This window comes from Sphingomonas sp. (genome assembly GCF_019635515.1).
Taxonomy (GTDB): domain Bacteria; phylum Pseudomonadota; class Alphaproteobacteria; order Sphingomonadales; family Sphingomonadaceae; genus Sphingomonas.
On record NZ_JAHBZI010000002.1, the window covers coordinates 972,855 to 988,812 of the forward strand.

The window sequence follows — 15,958 nt, forward strand, 5'->3', positions numbered from 1 at the left end:
TGAAAGAATGAGGGAAATCGCATCGCGAGGCCAATTGTGGGCCGCCTATCTGCGCTGGGCGGTGGTCACCGTGCCCTTCATCCTGCTGCTCGGCTTCACCTCGGCGCGGCTGGCGCCCTCGGGATCCGAGAATCCGTGGTTCACGCGGCTGGTGAAGCCCGAGATCATGCCACCCGATTATGCCTTCCCGATCGCGTGGACGGTGCTCTACGTGCTGATGGGGCTGGCGCTGGCGATGATCATCAACGCGCGCGGATCGACGCTGCGCGGGCCGGCGCTGGTGGTGTTCGCGGTGCAGATGGCGGTCAACCTCGCCTGGTCGCCGGTATTTTTCGGGATGCACCTGGTGGTGCCGGCGCTGATCATCATCGGCGTGCTGTTCGTCCTCGCGCTGATCACGACGATCCTTTTCGGGCGGATCCGCATGGGCGCGGCGGTGCTGCTGCTGCCCTATCTCGCCTGGATCGGCTTTGCGGGGTATCTGCTTTTCCAGATCAACGAGCTCAATCCGAACGCCGCAAGCCTTGTACCTTCGCGTTCGGCTGACCAAATCCAGATCCACTGAGTTCATTTTAGGATACCGGCAATGCAGAGCGACAACCGCCTGTTCGACGATTTCGTCAAGTTCGTGAACGGCGCGGCCGGCACCATGGCCGGCATGGCCCGTGAAGGCGCGGACGCGACCCGCGAGCGCGCCAGGGAATGGCTCGGCGGGCTCGATTTCGTCGCCCGCGACGAGTTCGAAGCGGTCAAGGCGATGGCCGCCGCCGCGCGCGACGAGAATGAGGAATTGAAATCGCGCATCGCCGCGCTCGAGGCACAGCTCGCCAAGCCCAAGGCGGCCAAGAAGCCCGCTGCGGGAAGCTGAACCCCTTTTCCACAGCTTTTCGACAGGGTTTTGAACGGCGTTCTTGTGCCGTTCCACCCGGATTGGCAGAATCCCACCCAGCCAGCGCGGCTGGGGGAAGGTGTTGATGTTGGACGAAGCCGAATTCGAGCGCGAGGACGCAGCGCCCATCGACATGCTCGAAAGCTATTTCGCGGCGCATGGCTGGACCTTCACCCGTGAGGACGAGGAAATCGTCGCCAAGGTCAAGGGCAGCTGGACCGAATATGAGCTGCGCGGCATCTGGCGCGACGATGACGGCGTGCTCCAGTTCCTGGCATTCCCGGACATCCGCGTGCCCGATGAGCGCCGCGCGGCGCTCTACGAGACGATCGGACTGGTCAACGAGCAGCTCTGGATCGGCCATTTCGAATTATGGTCGGCGAGCGGCATCCTGCTGTTCCGCCATGCGGCGATGATCGACGGCGACCAGCCAAGTCTGAGCCTGGCGCAGGCCGAGCTGCTGGTCGAGAGCGCGGTCGATGAGTGCGAGCGGTTCTACCCCGTGTTCCAGTTCGTGCTGTGGGGCGGCAAGACGCCGGCTGACGCGCTGGCTTCCGCGCTGATCGAAACCCAGGGCGAGGCGTGAGCGCGCCGGCCCTCCGGCTCTGGCTGGTCGGCTGCGGCAACATGGCCGGGGCGATGCTGCGGCGCTGGCTTGAGGCGGGCGTTGTCGCACCCGAAAACGTCTTCGTCGTCAACCGTGACGATCGCGAGCTTCCCACGGGCGTGCGGCAGGGCCGGTCGTTTCCCGACGAGCCCGCCCCCGATCTGATCCAGCTCGGCATGAAGCCGCAGCAGATCGGCGAGATCCCGCCGCTGCCGGCTGGGGACTATGGGCTGATCTCGATCCTTGCCGGTGCCGATCTCGCGACGCTTCAGGCGCGTTTCCCCGGGCATGCGGTGGTGCGGGCGATGCCAAACCTGCCCGTCGCGCTCGGCAAGGGTGTCGTCCCGCTCTGTGGCGCGCGCATTCCGGGCGTCGAAGCGCTGATGGCGCCGCTTGGGCTGGTCGAATGGACCGAGGACGAGAAATTGTTCGAGTGGGCGGGGACGCTTTCGGGCTGCGGCCCGGCGTTCGTCTACCGTTTCATCGACGCCCTGGCGGCTGGCGGCGCCGCGCTCGGTGTGCCCGCCGATCAGGCGCAGCGGCTCGCGCTCGCCACGGTCGAGGGTGCGGGGCTGCTGGCCGCGCAATCGGATGTGTCGCCCGCGACCCTGGCCGACCGGGTCGCCAGTCCCGGCGGATCGACCCGGCAAGGGATGAACGTGCTCGACGCCGATGACGCGCTGGTCCGGCTGGTGCGCGATACGCTCGCCGCTTCCGCCCGGCGCAACGCCGAGATGGCGGCCGAAGCGCGCAAATAGCGGAACGCGCACCCGCCCCTGTCGGTTATTCCTCCGAACTATCTCAAACGGAGGCGGAAAATGACCACGACCACTGCCACGCGCGATTCGCACGGACGCTTCACCGGCTCGAAGGCGACCCCCTCGTCGAGCAATTTCGGCCTGATCGCCGGCGCGGCGGCGGGTGGCGCCGCGCTTGGACTGCTGGCGATGCTGGGCCGCAAGGCGGCGGTGCAGGCGCCGACCGCGCTGGCGGGGAATTGGGACGAGGCGCTCGCCGCCGAGCATGCCGCGACGCTGAAGGTGTTCGACGCGCTGGAGGCGACCGACGAGACCAACACCACCAAGCGCTCCATGCTGCTCGCGCATCTCAAGCACGCGTTGATGAAGCATGCGATCGAGGAAGAGAGTGTCATCTACCCGGCATTGCGCGAAGCCGGCCAGCGCGAGGCCGCCGATGCGCTGAATCAGGAACATGGCTATGTGAAACAGTATCTCTACGAGCTGGAGAACATCCCCACCGCCTCGCCCGACTGGATCGCCAAATTGAAGCAGTTCCGCGCCGATATCGAGACGCACATGCGCGAGGAAGAGGATGTGCTGTTCCCGCAACTCCGCGCGCAACTGAGCGAGGAGAAGAACAAGGCACTGACGCTGACCATGAACAAGGAAGGGTTCAAGGTCGCCTGATTGGTGCGGACGGCGGGACTCGAACCCGCACGCCCCGAGGGGCAGAAGATTTTAAGTCTCCGGCGTCTACCGGTTCCGCCACGTCCGCATTGGCTGCATGCCAAGCGGATGGTGGCGGGCAGGTCAAATGATTCGTGTGACTAACGGCCCCTGAGTGACGCGCGAAACTTGCAGCCGATCGGTACTCGGATCGATCCATGGACAGAATCATCACAATCGGCGTGGTGGTGGGCGCGTTCGCCGCAAAAGGAAAAGGCCGGAAATCCCGGCCTGTCACATTTCGATAATGTCCGCGCTTACGCGACGTTCAGCCGCGCGCGCATTTCCTTGCCGGGTTTGAAATAGGGGACGCGCTTGGCGTCGACTTCGACGGTTTCGCCGGTGCGCGGGTTGCGGCCGGTGCGGCCGTCGCGGGCGCGGGTGGAGAAGGCGCCGAAACCGCGCAGCTCGACGCGGCCATCGGCGGCAAGGCGCTCGACGATCTCGTCGAAGAAGATCGCGACGATTTTCTCGACTTCGCGGACGGAGAGCCCGGGATTGTCCTGAACCAGCAATTGTACGAGTTCCGAACGGATCATCCCGCATTCTCCCCTTATGCTCGCACGGACAGCGGATTTCCGCGCGGCGATCCCGTCCAACCCCTAGCGCCCTTATGCGATCTGCATCAAGGCGAAGATGTTGCGTTTACGCAATTTCCGATGGGAAAAAGGGGAGCGGCGGGCGCCGCTCCCCCATTTCGGACTTACTTCTTTTCTTCGCGGGCCTTGAGAGCCTCGCCGAGGATGTCGCCCAGCGATGCGCCCGAATCGGACGAACCATATTGCGCCACCGCCTGCTTCTCTTCGGCGATCTGCATCGCCTTGACCGAGAAGGTCGGCTTCTTGCTGCGGTCGAAACCGGTGACCATCGCGTCGAACTTCTGGCCGACCTGGAAACGCTCCGGACGCTGCTCGTCGCGGTCGCGGCCGAGATCGGTGCGCTTGATGAAGCCGGTCGCGCCATCGTCGCCCGCCTGGACCTCGAGGCCCGCGTCGCGGACTTCGAGAACGGTGACGGTGACGATCGCGTTCTTGTTGAGCTTGTCGCCCGATACCGGCGAGGCCGCCGACGACGGACCGCCACGCTCGAGCTGCTTCATGCCGAGGCTGATGCGCTCCTTGTCCGGCTCGATCGCGAGGACGACGGCCTTAACCGTCTCGCCCTTGCGGTGCAGGTTAAGCGCGTCCTCGCCCGAGATGCCCCAGGCGATATCCGACATGTGGACCATGCCGTCGACGTCGCCATCGAGACCGATGAACAGGCCGAATTCGGTGGCGTTCTTGACTTCGCCTTCGACTTCCGAGCCAACCGGATGGGCAGCCGCGAAGGCCTCCCACGGATTGCTCTGGGCCTGCTTGAGGCCAAGCGAGATGCGGCGCTTCTCGGGATCGACCTCGAGCACGATGACATCGACTTCCTGCGAGGTCGAGACGATCTTGCCCGGGTGGACGTTCTTCTTGGTCCAGCTCATTTCGCTGACATGGACCAGGCCTTCGATGCCGGGCTCGAGCTCGACGAACGCGCCATATTCGGTGATGTTGGTGACGCGGCCCGACAGCTTGGCGCCGACCGGATACTTCTCGGCGGCACCATCCCACGGATCGCTCTCAAGCTGCTTCATGCCGAGCGAGATGCGCTGGGTGTCGCGGTTGATGCGGATGATCTGAACCTTGACGGTATCGCCGATGTTCAGGACTTCGCTCGGGTGGTTGACGCGCTTGTAGCTCAGGTCGGTGACGTGGAGCAGGCCGTCGATGCCGCCCAGATCGACGAACGCACCGTAATCGGTGATGTTCTTGACGACGCCGTCGATCACCTGGCCCTCGGCCAGCGACTGGATCAGGCCCGAACGCTGCTCGGCGCGGGTCTCTTCGAGAACGGCGCGGCGCGAGACGACGATGTTGCCGCGCTTGCGGTCCATCTTGAGGATCTGGAAGGGCTGGGGGATGTCCATCAGCGGGGTGACGTCGCGCACGGGGCGGATATCGACCTGCGAACCCGGCAGGAACGCCACGGCGCCCGACAGGTCGACGGTGAAGCCGCCCTTGACGCGGCCGAAGATGACGCCCTCGACGCGCGCGGTCTTGGCGAATTCGGTTTCGAGCTTGTCCCAGGCGGCTTCGCGGCGGGCGCGGTCGCGGCTAAGCATCGCCTCGCCGTTCGCGTTCTCGACGCGATCGACATAGACTTCGACTTCGTCGCCGACCTTGAGATCGGCCTTCTGGCCCGGCGCCGCGAATTCGCGCAGCGGCACGCGGCCTTCGCTCTTGAGGCCGACGTCGATGACGGCGAGGTCGTTTTCGATTCCGGTGACGGTGCCGATGACGACGCGGCCTTCAAAGCCGTCCGCTGCGCCAAGGGTCTGTTCGAGCATTGCCGCGAAATCATCGCGGCTCGGGTTTGCCGTAGTGGCCATGTGGGTTGCGTTCCTGTGTCGTTATTTCCGGCCAACCGGTTGGATCCGGTGGTCTTTTGGCCGAACTGCCGCGGCGGCCGAACGCCGGTCGCGGCATCCTGCAAACAAGCGCGGCGAGAGGAGCAAGACGCGTCCAGGGATGCGAAAAGGGCGCAGCGAAGCGCCATCCTCCCGCGAGCACCTGCTCGCCGGACCGCGCGCCCCTAGCGGAAGAGGGGCAAAGTTACAAGCTTCCTCTCTCGCACAGGGGTATGGCGGATCAGTGTGTTGGCGCGCCAAGTACGAAGCTCATCGTCGGGAAGTCGATCGTATGGGACTGGAAGGCAGCGGCGGCATATTGCGCTACGAGCCCGGCTAGCCGCGGCCATTGCGCGCCGCGCGCGACAATGCGAAGCGCGGGGCAACAACTTCAATGCAAGGCGAGACGATGGAATTTGATCACGACGGCGAAACCTTCGAGGGCGGATCGATCTCGATCGACAACAAGAACTTCCGCAACTGCACCTTCCAGAACGTGGTGATTCAATATGCGGGCGGGCCGGTCGAGATGGTAGGCAGCACGATGAACAGCTTCTCGTTCCAGTTCGGCGGTGACCTCGCCCAGGGGCTGTTCACGCTCTACCAATTGTTCGGCACCGACGGGATGCTGCAGATCATCCGCGGCTTCACCGATCCGCAGCCCGGCGAAATCGTGATCAAGGTCTAGGAAGAGACTTTCGCCCTGGCCGCCTCGACCAGCGCCACCGCGCGCTGGATCGCGGCGTCGATCGACAGGAAGCTGGTGTCGAGCAGCACCGCGTCCGCAGCCTGCGTCATCGGTGCTTCGCTGCGGCGCGAATCGCGCTCGTCGCGGGCGCGGATGTCGTTCAGCACCTTGTCGAGGCTGGTGAGCACGCCGTTCTTGCGCAGTTCGAGGTGACGGCGCTGGGCACGGATCATCGGCGTCGCCTTGACGAACAGTTTGACATCCGCGTCGGGGGCGATGACCGTGCCGATGTCGCGCCCGTCGAGCACCGCGCCGCCGGGCTGGTGCGCGAACTTCTTCTGGCGGTTGAGCAGCGCGGCGCGGACCAGCGGATGCGCGGAAACCACCGACGCCGCCCTGCCGACCTCATCGGTACGCAGCCAGGGATCGTCGAGCAGATAATCCTCGAAGCTGCATGCCGAGACCGCATCGGCTTCCTTTTCGGGGGTCAGTTCCTCGCGCAACACGGTGGCGGCGACGGCGCGATAGAGCATGCCGGTGTCGAGATGGGGCAGACCGTAGTGGCGCGCGAGGGCGCGAGCGATGGTGCCCTTGCCGGAGGCGGCGGGTCCGTCGACGGCGATGATCATGGCTGTCACTTGTCGGCTACTCTGTCAGAGCGTCAAGGGTCTGGAAGAAATCGGGATAGCTGGTCGAAACCGGCGCCACATCGTCCACGCTGACCGGAGCGGCGGAGGCGAGTCCAGCCACCACCATCGACATCGCGATACGGTGGTCGAGTTTCGAGGCGACCCGAGCGTTGCCCGCCAGTGGCGCCCCGGCGGACCCGGTGATGGCGAGACCATCGTCAAATTCCTCCAGCGCCACGCCGGCCGCCTCGAGCGCGGTTTTCATCGTCGCGATCCGGTCCGATTCCTTGACCCGCAGCTCGTGCGCGCCGCGGGCGACGGTGCGTCCTTCGGCAAGCGCGGCGGCGACGAACAGGATCGGATATTCGTCGATCATGCTCGGGGCGAGATCGGGCGGAACCTCGATGGCAGTGAGCGGCGCATGGCGGACGCGGAGATCGGCGACCGGCTCGCCGCCGACTTCGCGCGGATCGAGTTCGGCGATGTCGGCGCCCATCATGCGCAGCGCGGTGACCAGCCCGGTGCGGGTCGGGTTCATGCAGACATTCTCGATCGTCACATCCGATCCCGGCACGATCGAAGCAGCGACCATCCAGAAGCCCGCCGAGGAGGGATCGCCGGGGACGACGATATGCTGCGCCCTGAGCTCGGCTTCGCCGGTGATCGAGATGATCTTGCCCTCAGGCGAATCCTCGACGGTCAGTTCGGCGCCGAACCCGCGCAGCATCCGCTCGCTATGGTCGCGCGTCGGCACCGGCTCGATCACGCGGGTGATGCCGGGCGTGTTGAGGCCGGCGAGCAGCACCGCCGACTTGACCTGCGCCGAGGCGACGGGGAGCGTATAGGCGATCGGCACCGCGGGGTTCATGCCGCGAACCATCAACGGCAGCTTGCCGCCGGGGCTGGCGGTAATGTCCGCGCCCATCCGCGACAATGGCTCGATTACCCGGCCCATCGGACGCGAGGACAGCGAGGCGTCACCGGTGAAGGTTGCGGTGATGCCATGACTGGCGACCAGCCCCATCAGCAGCCGCGTCGAGGTGCCCGAATTGCCCATGTCGAGCGCCTGGCCCGGCTGGAGCAGGCCGCCGACACCGACGCCGTGGACACGCCACGTCCCGTCGGCACCGCGCTCGACCGTCGCGCCCATCGCCCGCATCGCCGCGGCCGTGGCGAGCACGTCCTCGCCCTCTAACAACCCTTCGATCCGGCTTTCACCCACCGCCAGCGCCGAAAACATCAGCGCGCGGTGGCTGATCGATTTATCGCCGGGCACGCGCACGCGCCCCCTGAGCGGACCGCGGGCTGAAATGCTGAGGGGGCGGGGAGAGGCGTGCGACATCGCGCCGGGCTTTGACAGCCGCCTTGCGCCATGGCAAGGCGCGCCCCACTTTCCGGGACACGAACCCGAAATCAGCGAATTTGAAAGGCAAGAGGCAACACATGGTGAAGCCGGAATGGGGCACCAAGCGCGCGTGCCCGAAGTGCGGAACGCGCTTCTACGATCTGACCAAGGACGAACCGGTGACCTGCATCGCCTGCGCCTATGCATGGGATCCCGAGCCGATTCTCAAGTCGAAGCAGCCGCTGCCGTTCGAGCAGGTCAAGGCGGAGAACAAGCCGGAGAAGGAGGATTCCGATCTCGGTGACGAGGATCTGGACATCGCCGACGAGGATGAAGAGCCCTCGGCCGACGACGACGTCGATCTCGGCGGCGACGACGATCTCGGTGTTGAGACCGGCGGCGACGAGGACGAGAACTAAAAGAATCGGGCAAGGGTGCGAAAGCATCCTTGCCAAGCCGGGCGCGGCCTTCTAATGGCCTCGCCTCCCAAGGGTGTGGGGCCGTAGCTCAGCTGGGAGAGCGCTGCAATGGCATTGCAGAGGTCAGGGGTTCGATCCCCCTCGGCTCCACCATTTCCCGTTGAAATCATTGAATAATTCCAACGGCGTATTCGAACTCTGATACAATCTAGATCCTGTAAACACCGGGTTATATTAGATAAATCGTCTGAAGTTAGGCTGTTTGTATTCGACTTCGTCGTATCGCGTCCTAATTCGGCTTCGATAGTTGCTATTTGCTCATCTCATTTTGCACGCATCTGAGTTCGCAACTTAGCTGAGCTTGCTTCGGAAATGGCGGGTTTGCGCCTCAATTGCGGTCACAGCGGCGTGCTCGATCCCATCCCAAAACCGGACCTGCAGCCGAACTGCATCACGCGCGCTCGTAAACACGACGCTCATCAAGAAGAGCGCGGCACCGCTTTAGTTTGTTTTGGACGCTCGCGGCGTAAAAAGGCGATCTTCAGCCGTCCATATCCGCCGCCTTTCGTCCAAGGCGATGCCGCGGATGACGTGATCAAACAACGCAGCCATGATTTTCATTAGGCACTGTCGGCACTGACACGCGCTTGCCGTACGCCTTTATTCCTGTGTCTCGGCCTGCGCGCCGGCACCCGCTATCGGTTTTTTCGCGCGCGGGCGCTTGGGCGCCTTTGGGGCCGTTACGGCAGGCGATGCCAAGGGCGAGGGCGCTGGTGGTGGCGTCGCTGCGCTGGCCTGGGCGGCTGCCAGCGCGGCGAAAGTTTCTTCCTCGCCCCACGCATCGAGCCGGGGCTGTAAATTGCGCCCCAATAGAGATTGCAGGCGATGGCGGTTCATCGGTTCAGCCGCAGGCAAGCGTGCCATCAGATCCTTGTAGAAGGCACGGAGCCAAGGGCGCTCGGCGGCGAGCCGGTCAAAGCGATTATGCTCATAGCGACCGCCGAGCGCCTGGATAAGCTCGAGCTGGGTGTCCGGGGCCGCATTGAACGCCAGTTCGGCGACATAGGCTGAGGGCAGGGCGGCCAGGACCGGGACATCGCCGTAAGGGCTACGCCGAATGCCGTTATGGACCAGGTCGAGCAGAAATTCGCGCGGTTCACTCTCAAGCCGGTTGAACAGCTTGACGGCGATGGCGAGATACTCGCGCTCCGAGGCACGCAGCGCCGCATGGGCATAATATTCGGCGAGAGCCTGATAGGAGACATTGTCCGCCTCCAGCGTGCCCTTCATCGCATAGAGCGAATCGTTGCCACGCTCCTCTTCCTGCAAGGTGCTCGGTATCAAGCCCTGCGCTTCGAGGTCGTCGATATAGGCCTGCCCCTCCGCGACCAGCTCGTCGGGCGATTGCCGGATCAAGCCGATCTTGGCGTACCATAGCCGGACGCCGAAAATGTGGAGGAGCTCTTCGCGGACCCGGAAAATACGTTCCTGAAACCCCTGCTCAACTTCGGTGACAATCGCCGCGGTGGTCGCATCATCGGACAGAAAGCTGTTCCAGGCCCGCAGCCATAAGGGCTGGTCGCCGACCGCGGCATAATTGATGTTGCCGTCGAGTACCGCCTGCACCCGCGCGCCATCGGATTCGCCGCGCACAATCACTGCCTCGAGCAGCCCGGCATCGAGGATGGTATTGTCGAAATCGAGGTGGGGATAGCGGTCCTCGATCTCCTGTTCGGGTGTTGCTTCCTTGTTTAGTTCGCTGCGAAACATCCGCCCGAAGCTGTTGCCGATCAGCTTGGCAATCTGTCCTTCCTTGAGGCGGCCGCTGCGATGTTCGAGCGATAGCGCAAGAACAGCGTCCATCGCCTTCAGGACCGCGCTCGGATTAGCCCAGTGGCGATCCTCGAAATGGCGCGCGACCCGTTCAAAGTCCCACATCGCCTGCTTGAGCATCCGCAGATTATTGTGGCCGCCGGCGGAATGGGTCGCGAGGATATCGGCCTTATGGGCGATCAGGAATTCGGCGGTCTTGCCATCCTGGATCGTCGTCACAAACACGTCGAACGCGGTTTCGGCAGGCGCTGCGATGGTCAGGGTCTGGCCGATCAGCTTCTCCTTAATGTCGGGATAGCGCGAATCGACGTGCCGGACGATTTCCTGCTCGTTGGCGAGCAGAATGGCCTTCAGCCCGTCATGCTCGACAAAGCTGTTGATGTAGCCGAGCACTTCGCTGACCGGCATCTTGACCCGTTCGAGATCGTCAAAGACCAGCAGCCGTTCGCGGGGGTTGCCGAGTTCCTTGGCCAGGTCGATTTCGGGAATGCCGGCGCTCCAGGCGCCATCGTCCTTGCCATCGCCGTTCAAATCAATCTTGAGCGTGCCCTTGACTGCGCCGCGAACGATCGCGCCGAACACTTTCATCCCCTTCGACGCGAGGAAGGGATGGAGCTGCCGGTAGAATTCTTCGTCGATCTGCGCCGTCGAGGTCATGCCATAGAGGCTGACATAAATCGGCTTGATGCTGATCGATTTGAGGAAATTCTTGAGCAGATAGGTCTTGCCCGAACCCCAGGGGCCAGCGACCAGCACGGCATAATCGAGCTCGCGCGCCGGATCGGTGTAATAGCGCAGATAGTCGAGGACGTTGGCGTTCTGGTCGGTGCTCGGCGCGGCTTCCATGGCATTCCCTTTCCGCCTAGAAATATGTGCGGGGGCGAGTGAATTCGAGGGGCAGACGGTAACGTAGTGGCGCGCACTATTCTTGGTGCCAGCATGCGGTGAACTCGGGCTCAGCGATGGAAGGCGTGCGCGCCGGATCGCAGCCAACAAAAAGGCGGCGCCTCGCTAGGGAGGACGCCGCCTATCTTGGCCGGGGACGGTACGAAGGGACTTTAGACGAGGCCCAGCGCACGCAGGATCGAGAGGATCGCCAGCACGATGCTGAGCAGCGATTCAATCCAAAGCATGTCAGTCTCCTGTTTTTGCAGTTCGAAATGTCCGGTGAGGACGTCCGCGATTATGCCCGGCAGCAGCAAAGCGGTCGCCCAAGGGGTGCCGTCGAGCGGCGTTCGGTGCCGTCGCACCGGCCGGAATCCCGCATGGCGGATGACGCGCTCGCGTGGTCGCAAGATGCCGGCAGCACGGTGCAAAACGGCGCAAGACGATCGAGGACGGCGCCGGCTAGTTGACGCGCCTATCGGCCTGGCCGCATCTTGCTCGACCTATGGGTCATATGCGCGTCGTCTTTCAGGCACCGGAGAAGATCAGCGCAATATGCGCTGTGCTCTACCGCGCTGGCGCGCTGGATCGGGCAGATACCAAGGCATTGGCCGAGGCTGCTGGGATTACCTACACGACCTTGACTGACGCGGTGCGCAAGCGCCGCTTGTCGCCCAGCATCGAAGCCGCGCTCGCCGAGGTCGCTCGCTTCGATGTGAGCCATCCGAGCTGGGTCGATGACGCGGTGCCGGAAGCGACCCGGCGCCACGACGCCAAGCCCGATTATCCCGGGCGCGACACGGTCGAGCATTTCCGCACCCAGCTAAGTGCGACTTGGGGCGTCGGCATGGTCAGCTTCAGCGCTGCGCAGGCCGGCTATTCCGCACTCGATGCGCATATGGTGCGTCACCAACTATCCGACCTTGGCCAGATCACTCCTGCCGGCAACGACATGCAATTCTTCTTCACTGCGCATTTTGAGCCCTTTTATCATCGCAGCGGCATGATGTTCGGGTTCCGCAAGGCCGCAGTCACCATCGAAATCCAAGGACCGCACAACGCCCAGGCCAGCGGCCGCCTCGGCTACCCCGAGCCTGCCGCAATCGGAAACGCCACGATCCGCGGCGAGGCAACCACCCATCAATTGCGCTGGTGCGTCGAACGCGATGCAGAGTCCCAGGCCGTTCTAAGCGGCGAATATGCCACCTCCGAAAGCCCGTTGCTGGCGCTGACCGGATATGACGACAAGACGGCTCTGGTCTCGCGCATCGAAGTCAATCTGTTCGACCGTACAACCATCGCGACCGGCGACGCCCCCGAGCTTGGTATCAATAAGCAAGCGCTGATCGAAGAGATCTTCGCGCGCGAACTGCCCAATGCCGAGCAGCGTAGGGGCTGGGTCGTGCTCAGCGAATATGAAACCGAGATTGCGAGATACGAGCGATGAGATTTGTGAGTGCGGAAGCATCCGAAAGGATCGACCGTATCCTCGCGGCCGATACCGAGAACTTCACCGAGTTGGTGCGAGTTGCCGGATTGCGCCCCGATATCGACTTTCGCGGTGTCCTGCTGCGCGGTGTCGATTTCAAGGATTGCAGTCTCGCCGCTTATGATTTCGGCGAAACGATCTTCGAGACCTGCCGCTTCGACCAGATGCGCTTCGACGGCGCCCGCATCGAAGGCGCGGTATTCAGCGGCTGTGATCCGTCGCGTGCCCTCGACTGGCAGGACTGCATAGCCTCCGGCGCGCGCTTCACGATCGCCAACCTGTCTGCGCGGGATGCCGGTTCCGTGAAAGTGCCGGCGCCGGCACGTGTCGCCTCAGCTCAAGCACCCGCGACCACCAGCGACGCCTCGCTACGTGCGCCTGAAGAAGAGGATTGGCGCCCGTCCGGACCGGCGCCGCGTAAACTCCGGCCGAAGGATGCATTCAAGGTCGTCGAGCGCCTGATTGAGGAGCAGCGTCACCCGGTGCTGGTTCTCGGTGCGCCAGGTTCGGGCAAGACGTCGCTGCTGATGGGCGTGTTCGAAACGCTGATGTCGTCGCATGACATCAACACGAGTTTGGGCAGCGGCGTTACGCCGTCCCATTCGAAATGGCTGCATCACTGGTGGCATCGCGCCGGTCTCTTCGATCATATCGAGCCAGGCAATTATTTGCGCTATCCGCTGGCGACCGCAGAGCCACCAATGTTGCTGCCAGTTGATCTGTCATTTCGTCGTGCCGCCCCGGCCGTCCGGCTGGCATTCCTCGAATCGCCTGGGGAAATGCTGCGGCCATCGCTCGAGGAGGATTTGTTCGCCGACGGCGGCTTGGTCCGCACGGTCCTCGAACATTACCCGTTCGCGGTTTCGATGGTCTATCTCGCGCCGATCCATAATCCCTGGGGCGACGGGCCAGGAGACCGAATCCTGGCAGAGGCGCTGTGTGCCTATCGCAAGCTGCGCACCTATCCCGACAAGGATCGGCATCTGCTGCTCCTGACCAAGTTCGATGCGCTGTATGAGGCAAAGGCGGAGCCGTGGCATCGCGTGGCGAACTGGCGGGAAGAGGCGGGAGGCTTAGTCCCGCATCTTTATCCCGACACGCTTCGCATGTTCTCCAGCCTGATGCGCAACGACAAGCATCCCGAGCTCGAAGTCATGCCCTTCACCGCACATCTCACCAAGGAACGCGACCATCCATTTGGCGCCGATGGGTCGCGGGCAGGCCTGATTCATTGGGTGTGCGACAATGCGATCACCGCGCTCAATCCGCCGTCGCGGCGAACCTTGAAGCGTGCCCTGCGCGATGCGCTGCCGCATATTCGGGAACCGATCGCGGAAGCCAGAAAGCCCGGCAAGTGGCTGAATTCCTGGCTGGCGCTCAAGTGAGCGCGGGCGTGATGCGTGCGCAGGCGCTTGTCGCCGACAGCGGCGCTGGAGAGTCGGCGAAGCTGGTCGATCTTGGCCAAGCACTGGTCAAGCTGCTGGCCACCGTCGGGACGCTGGTCGCCGAGTGGAGCTGGACCGAGCTGATCGTCCGTGCCGGCTGGCTGCCGCACGCATCGATACCGCTTGAGCTAGTCTTCGAGGCGCAAGACATTGCCGATACCGACCAGCGCCTGACCGGGCATTTCCGGAGCGACTGGGCGGCGATCTCGGAGAGTCTGCGCGCATCGGTGGCTGCGGCAGTTGCCGACTCCAACGCCTGCGATGCCTTCGTGCAAAGCCTGCGCGCGCATGATCTTGGGATGTACCGGGTCGCACCGGTTCTACTCTTTCCGCATGTCGAGCGTCTCGCCCGCGCCAAGCTGCTACCCGGTGCCCAGGGCGCCAGTCCGGCAGTGCCCCTGCAAATGGCTGTTGGAGAGCTGGGGCCGTCGCAATTCACGATGGCGGGGGTGAGCGGCCTTCGCTTGTATCAGAAGCTGGCCGAGCATCTCTACAAGCAGGTCCGCACCGCCGACGAAATCGCCGCCGCACAAGCCGATCCAGTGCCCAACCGCAATGCGGCGCTCCATGGCCGCGTCGATTATGCCAGCGAGAAATCGAGCCTCAACATGATGATCATGGCCGACTTCATCTTTGACGCCTTGTCGAAGGTGCCACCGGCGCCACGCTAGAGATCGGTCGCCAGCGCCCCTCATTCAGGTCAGCTGCCGGCGTCGTCATGCTCTTAAGGTCATCATTCTATCGTTTGCAGTTCCACGGCTCGCCAAGTGCCTCACTCCACATCTCCGTTGGCGGGAGTGTTCGCCTGGCGAGATTGGCCGCTTCAGACGCCGTACCCGACAGGCAGGTTTTGGCTTCACTTGGCCGAAGCAGTGCTGGCATCACCCGGTCATGCCCGACCAGCGCGTTACCGGCGACGACGAAGCCGGTGAAGCAAGGGTTTGCGCCCTCCCCCGACCAGATGCCGGCCCAGCCAAACAGGATATCGCTCTCCAGCCCGGACCAGCTCTTGGACGAGCGGCCGGCGACCCCCGTTGGCGTCGCGAAGCAATCGAGCACGATGATGCAGCGCGATTCGGGCTCAAACAGGAACGGCGATACCTCCCAGAGCTCGCGAAACCAGATGGTTGGGCAATCATCCTTGCCGCGTAGGCCGAGGCGCCGCTCAGGGATCCCCCAGACAGCCGGGTGCAGTTGGCGCTGGTCCTCCGCCTGCGTGACGATCAGGCCGCGGCGGGCCGGATAGACTTCGCCGGCCCAGCTCGCATCCGGCGTGAACGCCGCCTCGAATAGACCCGCGGCCTCGCTGAGCGCAGTACGGCAGCGATAGATCCGGGTCATGGCATCCCCATTGTCGTCCGGGCTATCCGCCCAGCCCGGGGCGTGGCTGAGCTTGCCGATCCCGGAGTTGAAGCGGTTGAGCGGGTCGAGCCGGCGATACTGCGCCGCCAGCGGCGCCTTGGCGCGGTAGCTATGGCCGACATTATGCTCCGCTGGATATTCTGCCCCGCGCGCATCAAGCGTGTCCAACAGGATCTGCTTGATCGCTGCGCTGTCAACCCCGGCGCGCAGCACATAGTCCTGATGAAGTACGTGACACAGAAAATGCCCGTAATAGACTTTGTGGACGATCCACGGCTGCACCGCTTGCGGCATCGACCCGTTTGAGAATCCCGAACGGGCGCGGACTTGCTGGGAAAGCCACTTGGCACGGGCACGATGGGTGGTGGGTGACGGCCTGGCCGCGGCGCTGGCGGCATTTGAGAGTAGCAGGTAGCGCCTACGGCGCCGGATGCGGAATGCGGTTTTGATAGAGCGTACTCTGGCCG

Annotated in this window: 18 protein-coding genes and 2 tRNA genes; 12 read left to right on the forward strand and 8 right to left on the reverse strand. The window is 63.8% G+C overall.

Going from position 1 to position 15,958, the window contains the following annotated elements:
- The first annotated feature begins 7 nt into the window (after nucleotides 1-7).
- From KF730_RS17190 to KF730_RS17210, 5 genes are all read left to right on the forward strand, one after another.
- Nucleotides 8-565, forward strand: coding sequence for a TspO/MBR family protein (locus KF730_RS17190; protein ID WP_294099622.1), 558 nt, complete (start codon nucleotides 8-10; stop codon nucleotides 563-565).
- A 21-nt stretch (nucleotides 566-586) separates the two neighbouring features.
- Nucleotides 587-868, forward strand: coding sequence for an accessory factor UbiK family protein (locus tag KF730_RS17195; protein WP_294099625.1), 282 nt, complete (start codon nucleotides 587-589; stop codon nucleotides 866-868).
- A 106-nt stretch (nucleotides 869-974) separates the two neighbouring features.
- Entirely contained in the window at nucleotides 975-1,475 is a 501-nt protein-coding gene (locus KF730_RS17200) for a YbjN domain-containing protein (RefSeq protein WP_294099628.1), read from the forward strand.
- A gap of 41 nt (nucleotides 1,476-1,516) precedes the next feature.
- Entirely contained in the window at nucleotides 1,517-2,254 is a 738-nt protein-coding gene (locus KF730_RS17205) for a pyrroline-5-carboxylate reductase dimerization domain-containing protein (RefSeq protein WP_294099921.1), read from the forward strand.
- A gap of 60 nt (nucleotides 2,255-2,314) precedes the next feature.
- The gene (locus KF730_RS17210) at nucleotides 2,315-2,923 is read left to right on the forward strand and encodes a hemerythrin domain-containing protein (protein ID WP_294099630.1); all 609 of its coding nucleotides are present in this window, start codon (nucleotides 2,315-2,317) and stop codon (nucleotides 2,921-2,923) included.
- 1 nt (nucleotide 2,924) lies between these two features.
- On the opposite strand, the gene KF730_RS17215 is transcribed toward KF730_RS17210, so the two are convergent.
- The 3 genes from KF730_RS17215 to rpsA form a co-directional block, all read right to left on the reverse strand.
- Nucleotides 2,925-3,011 (reverse strand) — tRNA-Leu (locus tag KF730_RS17215).
- A gap of 208 nt (nucleotides 3,012-3,219) precedes the next feature.
- On the reverse strand, nucleotides 3,220-3,501 hold the full coding sequence (ihfB, locus tag KF730_RS17220; protein ID WP_294099631.1) for an integration host factor subunit beta: 282 nt from the start codon (nucleotides 3,499-3,501) through the stop codon (nucleotides 3,220-3,222).
- A 164-nt stretch (nucleotides 3,502-3,665) separates the two neighbouring features.
- The gene (rpsA, locus tag KF730_RS17225) at nucleotides 3,666-5,378 is read right to left on the reverse strand and encodes a 30S ribosomal protein S1 (RefSeq protein ID WP_294099632.1); all 1,713 of its coding nucleotides are present in this window, start codon (nucleotides 5,376-5,378) and stop codon (nucleotides 3,666-3,668) included.
- A 427-nt stretch (nucleotides 5,379-5,805) separates the two neighbouring features.
- Between rpsA and KF730_RS17230 the strand changes: the two genes are divergently transcribed.
- Nucleotides 5,806-6,084 carry a hypothetical protein gene (locus KF730_RS17230; protein WP_294099633.1) on the forward strand — a complete coding sequence of 93 codons (279 nt, stop codon included), beginning with the start codon at nucleotides 5,806-5,808 and terminating at the stop codon, nucleotides 6,082-6,084.
- On the opposite strand, the gene cmk is transcribed toward KF730_RS17230, so the two are convergent.
- Both cmk and aroA read right to left on the reverse strand, forming a co-directional pair.
- Nucleotides 6,081-6,713, reverse strand: coding sequence for a (d)CMP kinase (gene cmk, locus KF730_RS17235; RefSeq protein ID WP_294099636.1), 633 nt, complete (start codon nucleotides 6,711-6,713; stop codon nucleotides 6,081-6,083). The two genes, KF730_RS17230 and cmk, sit on opposite strands and share 4 nt — an antisense overlap.
- Before the next feature lie 16 nt (nucleotides 6,714-6,729).
- Nucleotides 6,730-8,055, reverse strand: coding sequence for a 3-phosphoshikimate 1-carboxyvinyltransferase (aroA, locus tag KF730_RS17240; RefSeq protein WP_294099638.1), 1,326 nt, complete (start codon nucleotides 8,053-8,055; stop codon nucleotides 6,730-6,732).
- Between the two features lie 101 nt (nucleotides 8,056-8,156).
- Here aroA and KF730_RS17245 point away from each other — a divergent pair, with 101 nt between their 5' ends.
- The 3 genes from KF730_RS17245 (at nucleotide 8,157) to KF730_RS17255 (ending at nucleotide 9,101) form a co-directional block, all read left to right on the forward strand.
- Complete coding sequence (locus tag KF730_RS17245) at nucleotides 8,157-8,477, forward strand: TIGR02300 family protein (protein ID WP_294099640.1); 321 nt, start codon at nucleotides 8,157-8,159, stop codon at nucleotides 8,475-8,477.
- Between the two features lie 77 nt (nucleotides 8,478-8,554).
- Nucleotides 8,555-8,630 (forward strand) — tRNA-Ala (locus KF730_RS17250).
- A 219-nt stretch (nucleotides 8,631-8,849) separates the two neighbouring features.
- Entirely contained in the window at nucleotides 8,850-9,101 is a 252-nt protein-coding gene (locus tag KF730_RS17255; RefSeq protein ID WP_294099643.1) for a hypothetical protein, read from the forward strand.
- 36 nt (nucleotides 9,102-9,137) lie between these two features.
- Here KF730_RS17255 and KF730_RS17260 read toward each other — a convergent pair whose 3' ends face one another.
- Nucleotides 9,138-11,156 carry a P-loop NTPase fold protein gene (locus KF730_RS17260; protein WP_294099645.1) on the reverse strand — a complete coding sequence of 673 codons (2,019 nt, stop codon included), beginning with the start codon at nucleotides 11,154-11,156 and terminating at the stop codon, nucleotides 9,138-9,140.
- A 212-nt stretch (nucleotides 11,157-11,368) separates the two neighbouring features.
- Nucleotides 11,369-11,560, reverse strand: a complete 192-nt coding sequence (locus tag KF730_RS17265; protein ID WP_294099647.1) for a hypothetical protein — start codon at nucleotides 11,558-11,560, stop codon at nucleotides 11,369-11,371.
- Nucleotides 11,561-11,709: 149 nt separating this feature from the next.
- Between KF730_RS17265 and KF730_RS17270 the strand changes: the two genes are divergently transcribed.
- The 3 genes from KF730_RS17270 (at nucleotide 11,710) to KF730_RS17280 (ending at nucleotide 14,800) form a co-directional block, all read left to right on the forward strand.
- A complete protein-coding gene (locus KF730_RS17270) occupies nucleotides 11,710-12,642 on the forward strand; it encodes a hypothetical protein (RefSeq protein WP_294099649.1) in 933 nt (310 codons plus the stop codon).
- An 89-nt stretch (nucleotides 12,643-12,731) separates the two neighbouring features.
- Complete coding sequence (locus tag KF730_RS17275; RefSeq protein WP_294099651.1) at nucleotides 12,732-14,069, forward strand: hypothetical protein; 1,338 nt, start codon at nucleotides 12,732-12,734, stop codon at nucleotides 14,067-14,069.
- Complete coding sequence (locus KF730_RS17280) at nucleotides 14,039-14,800, forward strand: hypothetical protein (RefSeq protein WP_294099653.1); 762 nt, start codon at nucleotides 14,039-14,041, stop codon at nucleotides 14,798-14,800. Before KF730_RS17275 ends, KF730_RS17280 begins: the two co-directional genes overlap by 31 nt.
- 67 nt (nucleotides 14,801-14,867) lie before the next feature.
- Here the strand turns inward: KF730_RS17280 and KF730_RS17285 are convergent, their stop codons facing one another.
- Nucleotides 14,868-15,785 carry a hypothetical protein gene (locus KF730_RS17285; RefSeq protein ID WP_294099655.1) on the reverse strand — a complete coding sequence of 306 codons (918 nt, stop codon included), beginning with the start codon at nucleotides 15,783-15,785 and terminating at the stop codon, nucleotides 14,868-14,870.
- Between the last annotated feature and the right edge of the window lie 173 nt (nucleotides 15,786-15,958).